The 14,984-nt window shown below is 60.0% G+C and carries 13 protein-coding genes; 1 reads left to right on the forward strand and 12 read right to left on the reverse strand.

What is annotated here, in order from left to right:
• Window positions 1-37 precede the first annotated feature (37 nt).
• The 10 genes from ACZZ0D_RS10315 to arnB all read right to left on the reverse strand — a co-directional run bounded on the left by ACZZ0D_RS10315 (window position 38) and on the right by arnB (window position 11,039).
• On the reverse strand, window positions 38-562 hold the full coding sequence (locus ACZZ0D_RS10315; RefSeq protein ID WP_463553134.1) for a GNAT family N-acetyltransferase: 525 nt from the start codon (window positions 560-562) through the stop codon (window positions 38-40).
• A 75-nt stretch (window positions 563-637) separates the two neighbouring features.
• Window positions 638-2,260, reverse strand: a complete 1,623-nt coding sequence (locus tag ACZZ0D_RS10320) for an ArnT family glycosyltransferase (protein ID WP_463553135.1) — start codon at window positions 2,258-2,260, stop codon at window positions 638-640.
• A complete protein-coding gene (locus ACZZ0D_RS10325; protein WP_463553136.1) occupies window positions 2,233-3,612 on the reverse strand; it encodes a UDP-glucose dehydrogenase family protein in 1,380 nt (459 codons plus the stop codon). Before ACZZ0D_RS10325 ends, ACZZ0D_RS10320 begins: the two co-directional genes overlap by 28 nt.
• Window positions 3,609-4,013, reverse strand: a complete 405-nt coding sequence (gene arnF / locus ACZZ0D_RS10330; protein WP_463553137.1) for a 4-amino-4-deoxy-L-arabinose-phosphoundecaprenol flippase subunit ArnF — start codon at window positions 4,011-4,013, stop codon at window positions 3,609-3,611. Before arnF ends, ACZZ0D_RS10325 begins: the two co-directional genes overlap by 4 nt.
• The gene (arnE, locus tag ACZZ0D_RS10335; protein WP_463553138.1) at window positions 4,010-4,354 is read right to left on the reverse strand and encodes a 4-amino-4-deoxy-L-arabinose-phosphoundecaprenol flippase subunit ArnE; all 345 of its coding nucleotides are present in this window, start codon (window positions 4,352-4,354) and stop codon (window positions 4,010-4,012) included. The genes arnF and arnE overlap by 4 nt, the downstream gene beginning before the upstream one ends.
• Window positions 4,351-6,003, reverse strand: a complete 1,653-nt coding sequence (gene arnT, locus ACZZ0D_RS10340) for a lipid IV(A) 4-amino-4-deoxy-L-arabinosyltransferase (protein ID WP_463553139.1) — start codon at window positions 6,001-6,003, stop codon at window positions 4,351-4,353. Before arnT ends, arnE begins: the two co-directional genes overlap by 4 nt.
• Window positions 6,000-6,884, reverse strand: a complete 885-nt coding sequence (gene arnD, locus ACZZ0D_RS10345; RefSeq protein ID WP_463553140.1) for a 4-deoxy-4-formamido-L-arabinose-phosphoundecaprenol deformylase — start codon at window positions 6,882-6,884, stop codon at window positions 6,000-6,002. The genes arnT and arnD overlap by 4 nt, the downstream gene beginning before the upstream one ends.
• A complete protein-coding gene (gene arnA / locus ACZZ0D_RS10350) occupies window positions 6,884-8,875 on the reverse strand; it encodes a bifunctional UDP-4-amino-4-deoxy-L-arabinose formyltransferase/UDP-glucuronic acid oxidase ArnA (RefSeq protein WP_463553141.1) in 1,992 nt (663 codons plus the stop codon). The genes arnD and arnA overlap by 1 nt, the downstream gene beginning before the upstream one ends.
• Window positions 8,872-9,894 carry an undecaprenyl-phosphate 4-deoxy-4-formamido-L-arabinose transferase gene (gene arnC, locus ACZZ0D_RS10355; protein WP_212550999.1) on the reverse strand — a complete coding sequence of 341 codons (1,023 nt, stop codon included), beginning with the start codon at window positions 9,892-9,894 and terminating at the stop codon, window positions 8,872-8,874. Before arnC ends, arnA begins: the two co-directional genes overlap by 4 nt.
• On the reverse strand, window positions 9,891-11,039 hold the full coding sequence (gene arnB / locus ACZZ0D_RS10360; protein ID WP_463553142.1) for a UDP-4-amino-4-deoxy-L-arabinose aminotransferase: 1,149 nt from the start codon (window positions 11,037-11,039) through the stop codon (window positions 9,891-9,893). Before arnB ends, arnC begins: the two co-directional genes overlap by 4 nt.
• Window positions 11,040-11,485: 446 nt before the next feature.
• On the opposite strand from arnB, the gene ACZZ0D_RS10365 reads away from it, so the two are divergent.
• Window positions 11,486-12,331: a site-specific integrase gene (locus ACZZ0D_RS10365; RefSeq protein ID WP_463554790.1), complete on the forward strand. Its 846-nt coding sequence runs from the start codon at window positions 11,486-11,488 to the stop codon at window positions 12,329-12,331.
• Here the strand turns inward: ACZZ0D_RS10365 and ACZZ0D_RS10370 are convergent, their stop codons facing one another.
• Both ACZZ0D_RS10370 and ACZZ0D_RS10375 read right to left on the reverse strand, forming a co-directional pair.
• Window positions 12,332-13,390, reverse strand: coding sequence for an ABC transporter ATP-binding protein (locus ACZZ0D_RS10370; protein ID WP_463553143.1), 1,059 nt, complete (start codon window positions 13,388-13,390; stop codon window positions 12,332-12,334).
• Window positions 13,387-14,982: an ABC transporter permease gene (locus ACZZ0D_RS10375; protein ID WP_463553144.1), complete on the reverse strand. Its 1,596-nt coding sequence runs from the start codon at window positions 14,980-14,982 to the stop codon at window positions 13,387-13,389. Before ACZZ0D_RS10375 ends, ACZZ0D_RS10370 begins: the two co-directional genes overlap by 4 nt.
• Window positions 14,983-14,984 lie beyond the last annotated feature (2 nt).

Raw genomic sequence — 14,984 nt, forward strand, 5'->3', positions numbered from 1 at the left:
GCGAGCAAGCCCGCTCCCACAGGGGCTTGCGCTGGTCTCAGATGATTGCCAGGCGCATGGCGCAGCGGCGTTCGCCGGGAAAGCCATGGGCGACTTCGGCTTGCAGTGCTTCGCGCAAGTGCTGATCGGTTGAGTCAGAAGTCAACGCGACGAAACCCATACGTTGATAAAACGGCGCATTCCAAGGCAAGTCGCAAAACGTGGTAAGTGTTACGGCCCGCATTGAGCGTCGGCGCGCGTGTTCGATAGCGGCGGACACAAGCGCGCGACCGATGCCTTGCCCCTGAAACAACTGGCTCACTGACAGCTCTTCGATGTGCAACTGCTGGTCGACCTCCACCGCACGCAGAAACCCGGCCAGTTGTTGATCATCGTGTTCAGCCACCCACACGCACGATTGCTCAATCGCCAGTACCTGATGCGCAGCATCGGGCACTTCCGCATCCGCCAACCATGCCAGTGACGGATCAAGGCGAAACAGCTCGGAAGCCGAGCGTTCAATGGCGGGAAGGGCGGTCGCGTCAGCCAATAGGGCACGACGCACAGTAAACGTTCTGGTCATGTAGGAGCTGCCGCAGGCTGCGATCTTTTGATCTGGATTGTAAAAAAGCCAAAAGATCGCAGCCTTCGGCAGCTCCTACAAGGGTTTCAGGTGCAGCAGGACGTAATCGTTTTTGTCGAAACGACCGCTGAGCAAGGGCTGCAGGTTCTCTAGAGGCGTGCTTTTGAGCGATTGCAAGTCATTGCGATCCATCATTAGCCATGTGGGGCCTTTGAGCGCTTCGAGTTGTTGCACCGACTCAGTGAACTGCGGTTGCAGATCCTGCTCGATGTTGACCATAAACTTGATTGCCTTCGCATCTTTGCCCATCCCGTGCAGCACCAGCGGCGCAGGATTTTGTTGAACCAGGGCAAACGCTGCTCGACTGAAAGTCTGCGTGTCGTACAAGCGCCGCTCCACCGGTTCAAACACCGCCGCATACACCGTCCATAACGCCAACACTGCACACAGCGCGAGGACTTCTGGTCGCCAGCGCGGGATTAGCAGTCGCGACAGTGCAACCAGTTGCAGAACGCCTAATGCGATCAAGACAAACGAAACGTCACTCAACTGCTCAGGAAACCGTCGGCGCGCGATCAACAAAACCACCAGCAACAACCCGGGCGTCAGTAGCCATAGACCTAACATCAAACCGCGCAACCACCTGAATACCCAGCCGTGAACCACCTGAAACGGATACGCGGCAATGATCGCCGCCATCGGCAACATCGGCAGCAGATACCGCGCTTTTTTCGCCTGCGGAATCGACAATCCGACCATCACAATCAGTCCCGCCGCCGCGCAATACTGCACAAGCCGCAAAGCCGGGCCGCGCTGCTGCGGTTTGCTCAACCACGCTGCAGCCAACGCCAGCAGTGCCAACGGATACGCCAACGCATAGTTGCCCAGCGAACTGGTGAAGTAATACAGCGAGCCGCTGACGCCTTCACTCCCGTCCATGCGCCCCATGAACTGCATGCGAATCACATCCTGTACAAACGCCGGGCCGCAACTGAGTTGCGCCAGCCATAACAGCAGCCCGACACACGCCGCCAGCAACACCGACGCCAACACACCAAACACCAACAACCGCGACCACTGCCGATCAAGCACGTAATAGCTGCAGAGCAGGCCGGTCGGCACCACCAGCCCCATCGGCCCGCGAATGCCGAAACCGAGCAGGAGCAAAACAAAGATCAGCGGCCAGCGGCGCGCAAGACCAAAATGATCATGCGCATAGCCCAGATAAAACACCGCAAACGCCACCGCCGCGAGCATCAAGTCCTGCGACACCGCGCGCACTTCGGTAACAAACGTACTGGTGAGCAGCAACAGCGCAATGCTGATCAACGCCCAGCGCCGGGAGTAGGGCGCCAACAGGCGATACATCACCGTCACAATCACCGCCCCGGCAATCGCACTCGGCGCCCAGGCAGTGAAAGCGTTGACCGTGCCAAACGGTAACGACAACAGCCAGATAAACAACGTCGACAGCGCCGAATAATCGGCATACGGCTGACCATACGTGGTCGGAAACACCGTCGGCCCATGGCGCAGCATTTCCTGCGCAAACAACACAAACCGCGAATCAAAACCGATCGGCGCCTGCCCATAGACCCCGGCCATCAGCAAAAAAAACGCCAGCAGCCCTGCGATCAAGGACTGCCGGCGAATCTCAGGCGATAAGGTGATCAAGCGACGTCGGACGCGTGCGGCCATTGTTGCAGCGGAATCGGCAATTTGCGCGACTCGCCACGGCCCATCGGGAAGTACTGGATACCGTTGCGCTCCAAGCGCTCGGCGTCGTACAGGTTGCGGCCATCGAAGATCACCGGATTGTTCAGACGCTGTTTGATCAGGTCGAAATCCGGTGCCTTGAACTGCTGCCATTCGGTACAGATGATCAGTGCGTCGGCGCCCGGCAATACCGATTCCGGAGTGCCCATCAGCATCAGTTTCGATTCGTCTGGATAAAGGTTCTGGGTTTCCTGCATGGCTTCCGGATCGAACGCGCGCACGCTGGCGCCGGCGGCCCACAACTCCTCCAGCAACACACGGCTCGGCGCATCGCGCATGTCGTCGGTGTTCGGTTTGAACGCCAGGCCCCACAGGGCGAAGGTCTTGCCGCGCAGTTCGCCTTGATAGAACGCATTGATGCGCTCGAACAGCTTGTGTTTTTGCCGCTGATTGATCGCCTCGACCGCTTGCAGCAAATCGCTGGAGCAATGCGCCTCTTCGGCGCTGTGGATCAGCGCGCGCATGTCTTTCGGGAAGCACGAACCGCCATAACCGCAACCCGGATAGATGAAGTGATAACCGATGCGCGTGTCGGCGCCGATGCCTTGGCGCACCGACTCAATGTCGGCGCCCAAGTGTTCGGCGAGTTCAGCGATCTGGTTGATAAAGCTGATCTTGGTCGCCAGCATGCAGTTGGCGGCGTATTTGGTCAGTTCAGCGCTGCGCAGATCCATGAACATGATGCGGTCATGGTTGCGGTTGAACGGTGAGTACAGATCGCGCATCACGTCGCGCACGTCATCACCTTCACAGCCGATGACGATGCGATCCGGGCGGCGGCAGTCAGCAACCGCCGAGCCTTCCTTCAAAAATTCAGGGTTGGAAACGATATCGAACTGCAGCAGCCGACCGACCTTGATCAGCGCTTTCTCGATGTGCGCGCGCAAGGTATCGCCGGTGCCCACCGGTACTGTGGATTTCTCCACCAGAATCAGCGGCTGCTCGCGGTGCCGGGCAATCGCATCGCCCACCGAGAGCACGTAACGCAGATCCGCCGAGCCGTCCTCGCGTGACGGCGTTCCCACGGCAATAAACGCCACCCGACCGTGTTGCACCGCGAGTTTTTCATCGGTGGTGAACAGCAGGCGTTTGGAATCGAGGCCTTCGCGCACCAGGCTGGCCAGCCCCGGTTCGAAAATACTCACGTGGCCCTGACGCAACAGATCGACCTTCTTCTGGTCGACGTCCATGCACACGACATCATGGCCAACCTCGGCCAATACCGCCGCTTGCACCAGACCGACGTAACCGCTGCCAAATACTGTGATTTTCATGGAGCACTCCTGAGTGCAGGCGCACGAGCCGGACGCGTGTTGATGGTGATGACCCCGAGCATGACCAACGCCACGCCCAGCGATTTAGTGAAACTGAAGGATTCGTTGAACAGCGGCAGACTGGCCGCCAGCAGGTACACCAGCGCATAGCTGATGCTCAGCAGCGAATAGGCGCGGCCCAGCGGCAAATCGCGCAGGGCAACCAACCAGCACAACATCGATAAGGCGTAGGCAAAAATCGCCGCAACAACCACGGCCAGGGCACGCAGGTCGAGGCTGTCGAATGCCAGCCATTGTTCCGGTGCGGGCAGGCGCGTCATGCTCCAGCGCATTGCCAGTTGCGCGGCGCTGACCAGCAACACGCTGCCGAGGGCGAAGGTAATGCCACGACGCGGGCTCATGTCTGTTGCCCCAGCAGAACCACACCGCCGATCACCAGCGCGACACCAAGCCAATGCTGGCGGTCGATCGGTTCACGGAAGACGAAGCGCGCAATCAAAGTGATCAGCACGAAGTTGAGGCTGAGCATCGGATAAGCGATGCCGACCTCAAGGCGCTGCAACACCAGCAGCCAGACCAGCAGGCCCGAGCCGAGGGCGAGCAGGGCCAGCCATAGCCATGGCGAGCGCAGTTTGGCGGCCCATGTCGACTCAACACCGCGCCAGCTCTCCACGGTGTACTTTTGCGCAACCTGTCCCAGGCAGGTCAGCAGGCACGCGGCCAACAGCAGCAACAGGCTCATGACGCCTCCTTGGGCAGAATCATGATCACCAGGTTGCCCTGTTCGTAGCGGACGCCGTCCTTTGGCAATCTGTCGATTTCGTCCAGTTCGTCCTGCCCCTTGACCCGCATCACCACGCCGACCGAACCGCTGCGGCGCGCCTCGCGCATCCACTGTTGCACTTGATCGGGATCGACCCGTTGTTGAATACCGTCAGGATAGGCAAGGCCATATTTCAGTTCGCCTATCGTGTTGTACAACGCCACTTGCGGGCGTTTCACTCGCCAGGCCAGCGCAGACGCGGCACCGAGATCGTTACTCAGCAAGTGCGTGGTCTCGGCCAGTTCGGTGAGGTGATGTTTGATGAATTGATCGGGCGTCTTGTTGGCGATCACGGATTTGGGCAGCGCCGCCGGCAACACCGCAATCAGCAGCAAACTGCCAAACGCCGGGGCCGCCCAGCATTGCAGCGGCAGGAAGGCTTGCAGCAGGTTGGCGATGATCCAGCCGATCAGCCCGATAAACACCAGCACCAGACTGTGCAGTTCGTGGTCGTAAACCGGTTTGGTCAGTTGCAGGTAAACCAGTGCAATCAACGTAACGATGCCGAGCAGCAGATTGAGCAGGCCATTGAGACCCAATGCTCGACCCTGTTCCAGCCGCAAACGGTCGGCCAACGCATTGCCCAACAACAGCGCCAGCGGCAGCAGGCACGGCAGAATGTAGGTCGGCAACTTGCCGTTGCTCAGGCTGAAAAACAGCAACGGCATCAGCAGCCACAGCAGCAGATACACCACGTGGGGCTGGGCGCGCGCGTGCCATGCCTGCTTGAACGCTGTCGGGATCAAACCCGCCCACGGCAGACTGAACGCCAACAGCAGCGGCAGGTAAAACCACCACGGCGCATCGTGCTGGGCGTCGTCACTGGCAAAACGGCGGATGTGTTCATGCCAGAAGAAGAACCGCCAGAAGTCGGGCTCTTGCGCATGCACCGAGAGCACCCACGGCAAACTGATGAGGATCGCGATGGCAATCGCCACCGGGCCGTATGTCAGCAGTTCCCGCCAGCGCTTTTGCCAGAGCATCCACGGCAGGGCGATCAACACCGGCAACAACCACGCGAGAAAGCCCTTGGTCATAAAACCCATGCCGCACGCCAGCCCCAGCACTGCCCAGGCCAGCATGCGTTTACCGCTGGTGTGACTGTCGACAGCAAACCACAGCGCCACCAGACTCAGGTTGACCCAAAAGGTGAACTGCGGGTCGAGGTTGGCGTACCCCGCCTGACCGGCAACGATGGTGAAACTCATGTAGAGCAGGGCGCAGGCAAAGCTCTTGCGTGGCTCGTTCCACAAACGCCTGGCGATCAGATAACAGAGCCACACGCTCAACCCGGTGCTCAGCGCCGAAACGAAGCGCACACCGAACAGGTTTTGCCCGAACACTTCCTGCGCGAGCGCGATCATCCAGTAGCCGGCAATCGGCTTCTCGAAATAACGCAGGCTCATAAAGTGCGGCGATACCCAGTTGCCGCTCAGCAGCATGTCCTGACTGATTTGCGCGTAGCGTGTCTCATCAGGAATCCACAAACCGTGCGAGCCCAATGGCAGCAGATACGCCAGCAAGCAGATTCCCAATAACAGCAGCGGCAATGCCCAGCGTTTAATCATGCGCCTTGCACTCCCAGCCAGCCTTCACGGCCATCGAGAGTGCCGCGCTGTACGCGACCCACGGGCAAAGTGTTGAAGAACTCGGGCAGCAAGTCGCCCAGCGGTTTGAAGTCGATACCTCGCTGGCGCGCATCGGCCAGCAGTTGACGAAAATCCTCTGCCATCAGAATCCCTTCTACTTCGGCATGAATGGTGTAGACGTTGAGCTTTTCCGGGCGAAACCGCTCAAGGATGAACGCGTTGAAATCCTGCGCGGCAACGATGGGGCCGACCACCTCATCGAAGGTCGGCAGATCCACCGGTATCTGCGGCGTGCCGGGCGTGCCGTCCGCCAACAACGGACGGAACAACTGCGCCCCCCGGCAATCGCTGTTGTAGCGAAAGCCAAAGGCTTGCTTGGCCTCGATCACGCGCTCGTCGGCGCGCCAACCGGCGGCGGCGGAACAGGTGATTTTCTCGCCAAGGATGTCGCTCAAGGTGTCGACGCCCTGACGAATCTGCTCGACCAGTTGCGCGTCGCTCCAGCGCCCGGCATTCGCTTGCCAACCGTGGTGATCCCACGCGTGCAGACCAACTTCATGACCGGCGTCGCGGGCCTGACGCATCAGGTGCCCGAGCTCGCGGCCAATCGGTTTGCCCGGCCACGCCGTACCGGCCAGCAGAATGTCCCAGCCATACAGGCCGGCGGCATTGGAACGGAGCATTTTCCAGAGGAACTGCGGGCGGATCAGGCGCCACAGATGCCGGCCCATGTTGTCCGGGCCGACACTGAAGAAAAACGTTGCCTTGATCTGCGCTTCGTCGAGCATTTCCAGCAAACGCGGCACACCTTCACGGGTGCCGCGAAAGGTGTCGACGTCGATGCGTAGACCGGCCTGCATTAGCGCTTGTCCGCGATTTCGAGCATGGCTTCGCGCAGGAAGAAGTCCAGCGTGTTGCCAATGGTCTCGCGCATCTCCACGGTTGGCGTCCAGTCGAGCAGGCGCTTGGCGTTGGCGATACTTGGTTTGCGGTGCTCGACGTCCTGATAACCGGCGCCGTAGAACGCCTTGCTTTCCACGTCGCGGAAACCGGCGAACGGCGGGAAGTTGTCACGCAGCGGATGCGCTTCGAACTGGCGCAACAACTCTTCACCCAACTGGCGAATGCTCGCTTCGTTGTCCGGGTTGCCGATGTTGATGATCTGGCCGTTGCAGACGTCGTTGTCGTTATCGATGATCCGCGCCAGTGCTTCGACGCCGTCAGCGATGTCGGTGAAGCAGCGTTTCTGCTCCCCACCGTCGAACAGACGAATCGGCGTGCCTTCGACCAGGTTGAGGATCAGTTGGGTGATGGCGCGGGAACTGCCGATACGCGCCGAATCCAGACGATCAAGGCGCGGGCCCATCCAGTTGAAAGGACGGAACAGAGTGAAATTCAAACCCTTGGCGCCGTACGCCCAGATCACGCGGTCGAGCAGTTGCTTGGACACGGAGTAGATCCAGCGCTGCTTGTTGATCGGGCCGACCACCAGGTTCGAGGTGTCTTCGTCGAAATGCTTGTCCTGGCACATGCCATAGACTTCCGAGGTCGACGGGAAGATCACGCGCTTGTTGTACTTGACGCAGTAGCGCACCAGTTTGAGGTTTTCTTCGAAGTCGAGCTCGAACACGCGCAGCGGGTTGCGGGTGTATTCGATCGGCGTGGCGATGGCCACCAGCGGCAGAACCACGTCGCACTTCTTGATGTGGTATTCGATCCACTCGGAGTGAATGCTGATGTCGCCTTCGACATAATGGAAATGCGGGTGGCTGCGCAGACGGTCGATGGCGTCGGAACCGATGTCCAGACCATAGACTTCGTAGCGATCATCACGCAGCAGACGCTCGGACAAGTGATTGCCGATAAAGCCGTTGACGCCAAGGATCAGCACGCGCGTGCGACGTGGCGCACGACCGGATTCAGCGCCGCGCAGCAGCGAACCGTCGACCAGACCCAACTCACTGGCCAGTTGCGGGCCGCTGAGGAACAGGCCGTTGTCGTTGCGCTGGCCGGAGAGAATCACCAGCGAGTCTTCACCGCAAGCAATGCGCAGCGGATCCACACTGATCACCCGGCCCGGCGCCTGACCGTCGTTGCCTTTGACGACTTCGGCACTCCAGACGATCAGCTTGTGCTCGCCCACAGCGCAGAACGCGCCCGGATAAGGCTGGGTGACGGCGCGCACCAGATTGAACAGTTGCTCAGCAGGTTTGGCCCAGACCAGTTTGCCGTCCGCCGCCGTGCGACGACCGAATACCGTGGCTTGCGATTCGTCCTGCGCGGTTTCGCTGGTCTTGCCTTGCAGCATTGCTGGCAGGGTGTCACGCAACAGATCGGTCGCGGCGATACGCAGTTTGCCGTGCAGGCTCAGCGCGGTGTCGCTGCGCTCGATGGCCACGCGTTGTTGCGCGACGATGGCGCCGGCATCGGCACGTTTGACCATGCGGTGCAGGGTCACACCGGTTTCGCTTTCACCGTTGACCAGCACCCAGTTCGCCGGGGCGCGGCCACGGTAGCTTGGCAACAACGAGCCGTGCAGGTTGAACGCACCTTTTTTCGCGGTGGTCAGCAGCTGTTCGCTCAGCAGGTTGCGGTAGTAGAAGGAGAAAATGTACTCAGGGTTGAGCTTGGCAATCCGCTCGATCCACAGTGGGTGGTTAACATCTTCCGGCGCATGCACCGGGATGCCTTTGCTGGCGCACAGTTGCGCGACCGAGGCGTAGAAAGCGTTCTCTTTCGGGTCGTCAGCGTGAGTGAACACGGCGGCAATGTCGTAGCCGCTGTCGAGCAGGGCTTGAATGCCGGCGCAGCCAATATCGTGGTAAGCGAAGACAACAGTTTTTGCGCTCATGAGAGAACCTGACCGGTAGTAGAAGTAGAAGAAAGACCATCAACCGTGATCGCAGGCGCCGGGTGGGAAGGGTGGCTGCGCAACACTTTTTCAATGAAGAAACGCGGGCGGGCGCGCACGTCGCTGTACATGCGCCCCAGGTATTCGCCGAGCAGGCCCATGCCGATGAACTGGCCACCGGTGAACACGAACAGCACCGCGAACAGCACGAACATGCCGTCACCGGCCCATCCGGCCCCGAACACCAGACGCAACACGATCAACGCCGCAGCGAACGCCACGCCGAGACCGGCCATGGCGAAACCGACGATGCTCAACAAACGCAGGGGCGTGGTGGTCATGCAGGTGATCAAGTCGAACATCAGATTGATCAAACGCATCGGGCTGTATTTCGAATCACCGTGTTCACGCTCGGCGTGGGCGACGACGATTTCGGTGGTGTGGCGGGCGAAGCTGTTGGCCAGAATCGGGATGAACGTGCTGCGCTCACGGCAGGCGAGCATCGCGTCGATGATCGTGCGGCGATAAGCGCGGAGCATGCAGCCGTAGTCGCTCATGGCGACGCCGGTGGAGCGCTGCACGGCGAGGTTGATCAGCTTCGAGGGGTAGCGGCGCAATGCCGAATCCTGACGATTGCCGCGCACGGTGCCGACCACGTCGTAACCTTTTTCCGCTTCGGCGACCAAGCGCGGGATTTCTTCCGGCGGATTTTGCAGATCGGCGTCGAGGGTGATCACCACATCACCTTTGCATTGTTCGAAGCCAGCCATGATTGCCGCGTGCTGGCCGTAGTTGCGGTTGAGAATGACCGCCACGAACGGGCTGTCTTCGCGGGTGGCGGCTTCCTCAAGAATGTTGGCGGATTCGTCCCGGCTGCCGTCATCGACGAGGACAATTTCATAGTCGTGACGCAGCATCCGGCACGCCGCTTCGGTGCGGCGCAGCAGTTCCGGGAGGCTGTCCTGTTCGTTGTAGACCGGGATGACGATCGACACGCAGCGAATCGGATAGGGTTTCACAGGCGTTTATCCATGAGGGTGGCGATGGCCCCGACCACGCGATCAAGATCTTGATCGCTCATGTCGGGGAACAGCGGAATCGAGCACAGCCGTGCCGAGTTCCACTCGGTGTTGGGCAGGTATAAATCCGGGTCACGCTGGCGATACCAGGTGTGCAGGTGGGTGGCGATGAAATGGATGCCGGTGCCGATGCCCTGATCCTGCAAGCCCTTCATAAAGGCTTCGCGATCCATGCCGCAGCGCTCGCTGTCGATGCGCAGGATGAACAGGTGCCAGGCGTGCTGTTGCGCGTAAACGGGCAGGGCCAGTGGCTGCACCGGCAGGCCTTCGAGTTTTTGCCGGTAAGCCGCAGCGAGTTCAGTGCGGCGCGCATTGATCTCGTCCAAACGTTGCAGCTGTACCAGCGCAATCGCGGCGTTGATGTCGGCGAGGTTGTATTTGAAACCCGGCTCCATCACTTGCGCCTGCGGCTTGCGGCCACCGGTCAGGCGATCGTAGGCGTCAACGCCCAAACCGTGGAACTTGAGCATGCGCACACGGCTGGCCAACGCTTCGTCGTCGGTGACGAACATCGCGCCTTCGGCACAGGTCATGTTCTTGATCGCATGGAAGGAGAAAATCGCCGTGCCGTGCGAGCCGATATGACGACCTTTGTAGCGAGTGCCAGCCGCGTGGGCGGCGTCTTCGATGACCGAGATGCCATGCTTTTCGGCCAGGGCATACAGCGGATCGAGATCAAATGCCGCGCCGGCGTAATGCACCGGGATGATTGCTTTGGTACGCGGGGTGATGGCGGCTTCGATACGTGCCGCGTCGGTCATCAGCGTGTCGCGGTCGACGTCGACAAACACCGGTTTGGCGCCAATCAACGAAATCATGTTGGCGGTCGACACCCAGGTTTGCGAAGGCGTAATGACTTCATCGCCCGGGCCAATGCCTAACGCGAGTAAAGCAATGTGCATCCCACCCGTGGCCGAGGAAAGTGCTACGGCATGCCGGCACCCGACATAGTCTGCGAACTGTTCTTCCAGAGCCTGGTTTTTTGGGCCGGTGGTTATCCAGCCCGAACGTAATACTTGTTCGACGGCGGCTATTTCTTCTTCGCCGATACTCGGGCGGGAGAATGGGAGAAACGCATGACTCATAAGAACCTCGAGGCGACAGCCAACCTTCAGCCAATTGTCTGAAAAACACGGGATTTCAATGGTTTGGAATACCGTCCGGGGAATGCCTGATTGACTTTTATGCCCGTGGACGGCAGGTTGTAGGCCTTTCGGGGCAACCTGTTGTAACTAAGGTTAGGCTCGTTTTTGTGAAAGGAACATCAAAATACGGTCGGCAATTCGTATATTTGTAAGCCATACAGCCGCCGTTCAGACTTCTTCCGTTGGTCGGCACTTTTAATAGAAATGTCCTACAGAAGAGTCACTCTTTACAGCTGTTTCTTTGCACTTTTAAGTTGTTTTGTTGAACTGTTATTTATTCAAGGCCGTTTCGTTTGATTGACTTGTCGAGTATTGAACCCACCCCGCCCAAGACTAATCCGCTGACGTTGTATCTGGCACGACTGGCGCCCTCCAGCCAATTGACCATGCGTTATGTATTGCAAGATGCGGCTGACCGCCTCGGTTTCGAAGACGTGAACATTGAGGAAATCCCTTGGCATGCGCTTCAGCCTGAAGATGTCATCGCGCTAGTCGCCGCATTGCGCGCCGACAACTACGCGCCGAATACTTCTTCGCTGTATGTAAACGCGGTTCGCGGCGTGATGAACGAAGCCTGGCGCATGAGCCTGATCACTCAGGATCATCTGTTGAAGATGCGTTCGGTCAAAGGCATCGCTGGCACGCGGTTATCGCAGGGCCGTAATCTCAAACGCACATTGATTCATGAGTTGATGGAAGTCTGCGCCGCGGATCCACGCCCGCAGGGTTTGCGCGACGCTGCCGTGATTGCCTTGTTGTACGGCACCGGCATGCGCAAGTCGGAGTCCGTGGATCTGGACTTGAACCAGGTCGATTTCCGCGAGCGCAGCCTGACCGTCACCGGCAAGGGCAATAAACAACTGATCAAGTACGCGCCGACCTGGGCGTTCGCCAAGCTCAATGCCTGGCTGGAATTCCGTCGCGAGCAGCTCAAGGAAGGCGAGAGCGATGATGCGTTTCTGTTCAACCGCATCCGCCGTGGCAGCCATATCACCCGCGAGCGCATCACCAAACACGCGATCTACTACATCGCCCGTCAGCGCGGCACGCAGGTCGGGGTGAAGATCATGCCCCACGACTTCCGGCGTTCATTCATTACCCGAGTGATCGAGGAGCATGACCTGTCGATCGCGCAGAAACTGGCGCATCACAGCAACATTCAAACCACCGCCAATTACGATGTGCGCGACGACAATGAACGTCGCCGCGCCGTGGATCGCTTCGACCTCTGATCAGGGCAGGTCGAAGACGTGGGCGGCGCCGAGAATCGATAACTGCACGGCGCTGCCGGTGGAGGGCGCGTGCATGCCGGAACTGCGCACCAGCAATGAACGACCCGTTTCATCGTTGTTCTGCGAGCGCAGCTCGACGGTGAGGGTGCAGGTATTGCCGGCAAAGTCCCGTTCAGTGACCACCGCGTGACAACCTTCGCTACCGATCACCGCGCCAGACAACTGCAACTGCTCCGGTCTGAGCATGATCTGCGCGGTGCCGGTAAAGCCGTTGCTGTTGACCGGTACGGGGCCGAGGTCGCAGTGCGCCCAACCGGATTCGATGCGCGCCGGCATCACCACCGCTTCGCCGAGGAAATGCGCGGTTTGCTCATCGTCCGGATAGCGGTAGAGATCCATGGGGTGACCCGATTGCACCAAGCGCCCGCCGCGCATCACCGCTAATTGATCGGCAAACGATAAGGCTTCGCCCTGATCGTGGGTCACCAGAATCGTGGTGACGCCCGCGTCTTCGAGCAGCCGCGCGACCATTTTGCGCATGGCGCTGCGCAAACCGGTGTCGAGGGCGGAGAAAGGTTCGTCGAGCAACATCAAGCGCGGTTGCTGGGCCAATGCTCTGGCCAGCGAAACCCGCTGCTGCTGGCCGCCGGACAATTCGTGGGGCCAACGGTGGGCCATGTTGGCGTCCAGCGAGACGCTGTCCATCAACTGCGCGATGCGCTCGGTTTTCGCCGTGCCGGTCAGCGCCAGGCCGAAGCCGATGTTGGCGCTCACGGTCATGTGCGGAAACAGCGCGCCGTCCTGTGGCACGTAGCCGATCTGGCGCTGATAGGCCGGCACCGCGTGAGTGCTGTCGACCAAGACTTCGCCGTTCAAGGTCAGACTGCCGGCTTCGGGAAACTCAAAACCGGCGATCATTCGCAACAACGTGGTTTTGCCGGAACCGGAGGGGCCGACAATAACGGTGCGGCTGCCGGTCGGCACGGACAGACAGATGTCATCCAGCGCTTTCTGCGCGCCAAAGGATTTGCTCAGGGAAATCAGTTCAAGTGCGTTCATCGGCCAGCAGTGCGCCTGGATTGGTGATAGAGGATGGCCGTCAACGGCAGCGATAGCAGCACCATCAACAGCGCGTAAGGGGCTGCGGCTGCGTAGTCGATTTCGCTGGTGAGAGCCCAGAAACCGGTGGCCAGGGTGCGTGTGCCGTTGGGGGCGAGCAGCAAGGTCGCGGTCAATTCGTTGGTGATCGCCAGAAACACCAGCGCAGCACCTGCTGCCGCGCCGGGCGCTGCCAAGCGCAAAGTGATTAGCCACAAGGCGCGTAACGGCGAACGGCCGAGGCTTTGTGCGATGTTTTCCAGCTCGACCGGTGCCTGAGCGAAACCGGCGCGCAGGCTGACCAATGCGCGTGGCAGGAACATCAGTAAATAGGCGAGCAGCACGGTTATCGTGGTCTGGTAGATGGGACGAGCGTAGTGAATGGTCACGGTCACCAGTGCCAGCGCAACAACGATCCCCGGCAGCGAACTGGTGATGTAATTGCAGCCTTCCAGCAGACGCTGCAATTTGCCCGGCGCACGGATCGACAGCCAGGCAATCGGAATCGCCGCCAGACTGGTCAGCAGTGCGCCGGCCACGCCAAACGATAGGGTTTGCAGCAGGGCGGGTAACAACTCATCGCCTTGCCAAACCTCGATTCCACCGGCAATCAGCCAGCGACTCAAGGTCAGTAACGGCACGCCCAACGCCAACAGACAGGTCAGCGTTTGCAGTACCAACCCAAGGCTTATCGTTGCGCGATTCAGCAGCACCGTACGTTGCTCGCGTGCGCTGCCGGAACCCACACGGGCGTACCGCGCTTTGCCACGAGCGGCGGATTCGACGGTGAGCATCGCCAGACAGCACAGGGCCAAAACCCCCGCGAGCATGTTTGCCGCCGGGCCATTGAAGGTCGATTTGAACTGATCGAAGATTGCCGTGGTGAACGTATCAAAACGGATCATCGCGTAGAGGCCGTACTCGGCCAGCAAATGCAGACCGACCAATAGCGCACCGCCACAAATGGCCAGACGCAACTGCGGCAACACCACCCGAAAAAACACCGCCCAAGGCTTTAAACCGAGGGATTCGGCAACGTCTTCAATCGCCGGATCGAGACGCCGCAACGTCGCTGCAATCGGCAGATAGAGAAACGGGAAATAAGCGATCACCGACACCAGGACACCGGCCGGCAATCCGTGAATCGACGGAATCAGGCTGACCCACGCGTAACTGTGAACGAACGCTGGCACGGCCAACGGCGCCACGGCCAGCAACGACCAAAGGCGCCGGCCGGGCAGGTTGGTGCGTTCGGTCAGCCACGCCAGTGTGGTGCCGAGCACGATGCACAAGGGCAGTGTGATCACCACCAGCAACACGGTGTTGATCAGCAATTCAGCGACCCGGGGGCGGAACACCAAGGTTTCGATGGTCGCCCACCCGGTGGCCCACGACACGCCGATCACAAAGGCGATCGGCAGCAGCGACAGCAGTGAAACGCCGATCGCCAGCGCAACCACCCACGATCCCCCGCGACCCGTGAGGGCGCGGGGTTTGCGTGACAGGTGAGCGCCGGCCGCTGAGGCGACTGGCGCCGGTAAGGTTTGCGGCATCA

The organism is Pseudomonas sp. AC193 (genome assembly GCF_979258075.1).

Excerpts from the sequence above, each read along its gene's own strand:
- ACZZ0D_RS10325 (WP_463553136.1), bottom strand. The coding sequence starts at position 3,612 with ATGAAAATCACAGTATTTGGCAGCGGTTACGTCGGTCTGGTGCAAGCG.
- ACZZ0D_RS10370 (WP_463553143.1), bottom strand. The coding sequence starts at position 13,390 with ATGAACGCACTTGAACTGATTTCCCTGAGCAAATCCTTTGGCGCGCAG.
- ACZZ0D_RS10315 (WP_463553134.1), bottom strand. The coding sequence starts at position 562 with ATGACCAGAACGTTTACTGTGCGTCGTGCCCTATTGGCTGACGCGACC.
- ACZZ0D_RS10320 (WP_463553135.1), bottom strand. The coding sequence starts at position 2,260 with ATGGCCGCACGCGTCCGACGTCGCTTGATCACCTTATCGCCTGAGATT.
- ACZZ0D_RS10365 (WP_463554790.1), top strand. The coding sequence starts at position 11,486 with ATGCGTTATGTATTGCAAGATGCGGCTGACCGCCTCGGTTTCGAAGAC.
- ACZZ0D_RS10375 (WP_463553144.1), bottom strand. The coding sequence starts at position 14,982 with ATGCCGCAAACCTTACCGGCGCCAGTCGCCTCAGCGGCCGGCGCTCAC.
- arnB (WP_463553142.1), bottom strand. The coding sequence starts at position 11,039 with ATGAGTCATGCGTTTCTCCCATTCTCCCGCCCGAGTATCGGCGAAGAA.
- arnA (WP_463553141.1), bottom strand. The coding sequence starts at position 8,875 with ATGAGCGCAAAAACTGTTGTCTTCGCTTACCACGATATTGGCTGCGCC.
- arnE (WP_463553138.1), bottom strand. The coding sequence starts at position 4,354 with ATGAGCCTGTTGCTGCTGTTGGCCGCGTGCCTGCTGACCTGCCTGGGA.
- arnD (WP_463553140.1), bottom strand. The coding sequence starts at position 6,884 with ATGCAGGCCGGTCTACGCATCGACGTCGACACCTTTCGCGGCACCCGT.
- arnT (WP_463553139.1), bottom strand. The coding sequence starts at position 6,003 with ATGATTAAACGCTGGGCATTGCCGCTGCTGTTATTGGGAATCTGCTTG.
- arnF (WP_463553137.1), bottom strand. The coding sequence starts at position 4,013 with ATGAGCCCGCGTCGTGGCATTACCTTCGCCCTCGGCAGCGTGTTGCTG.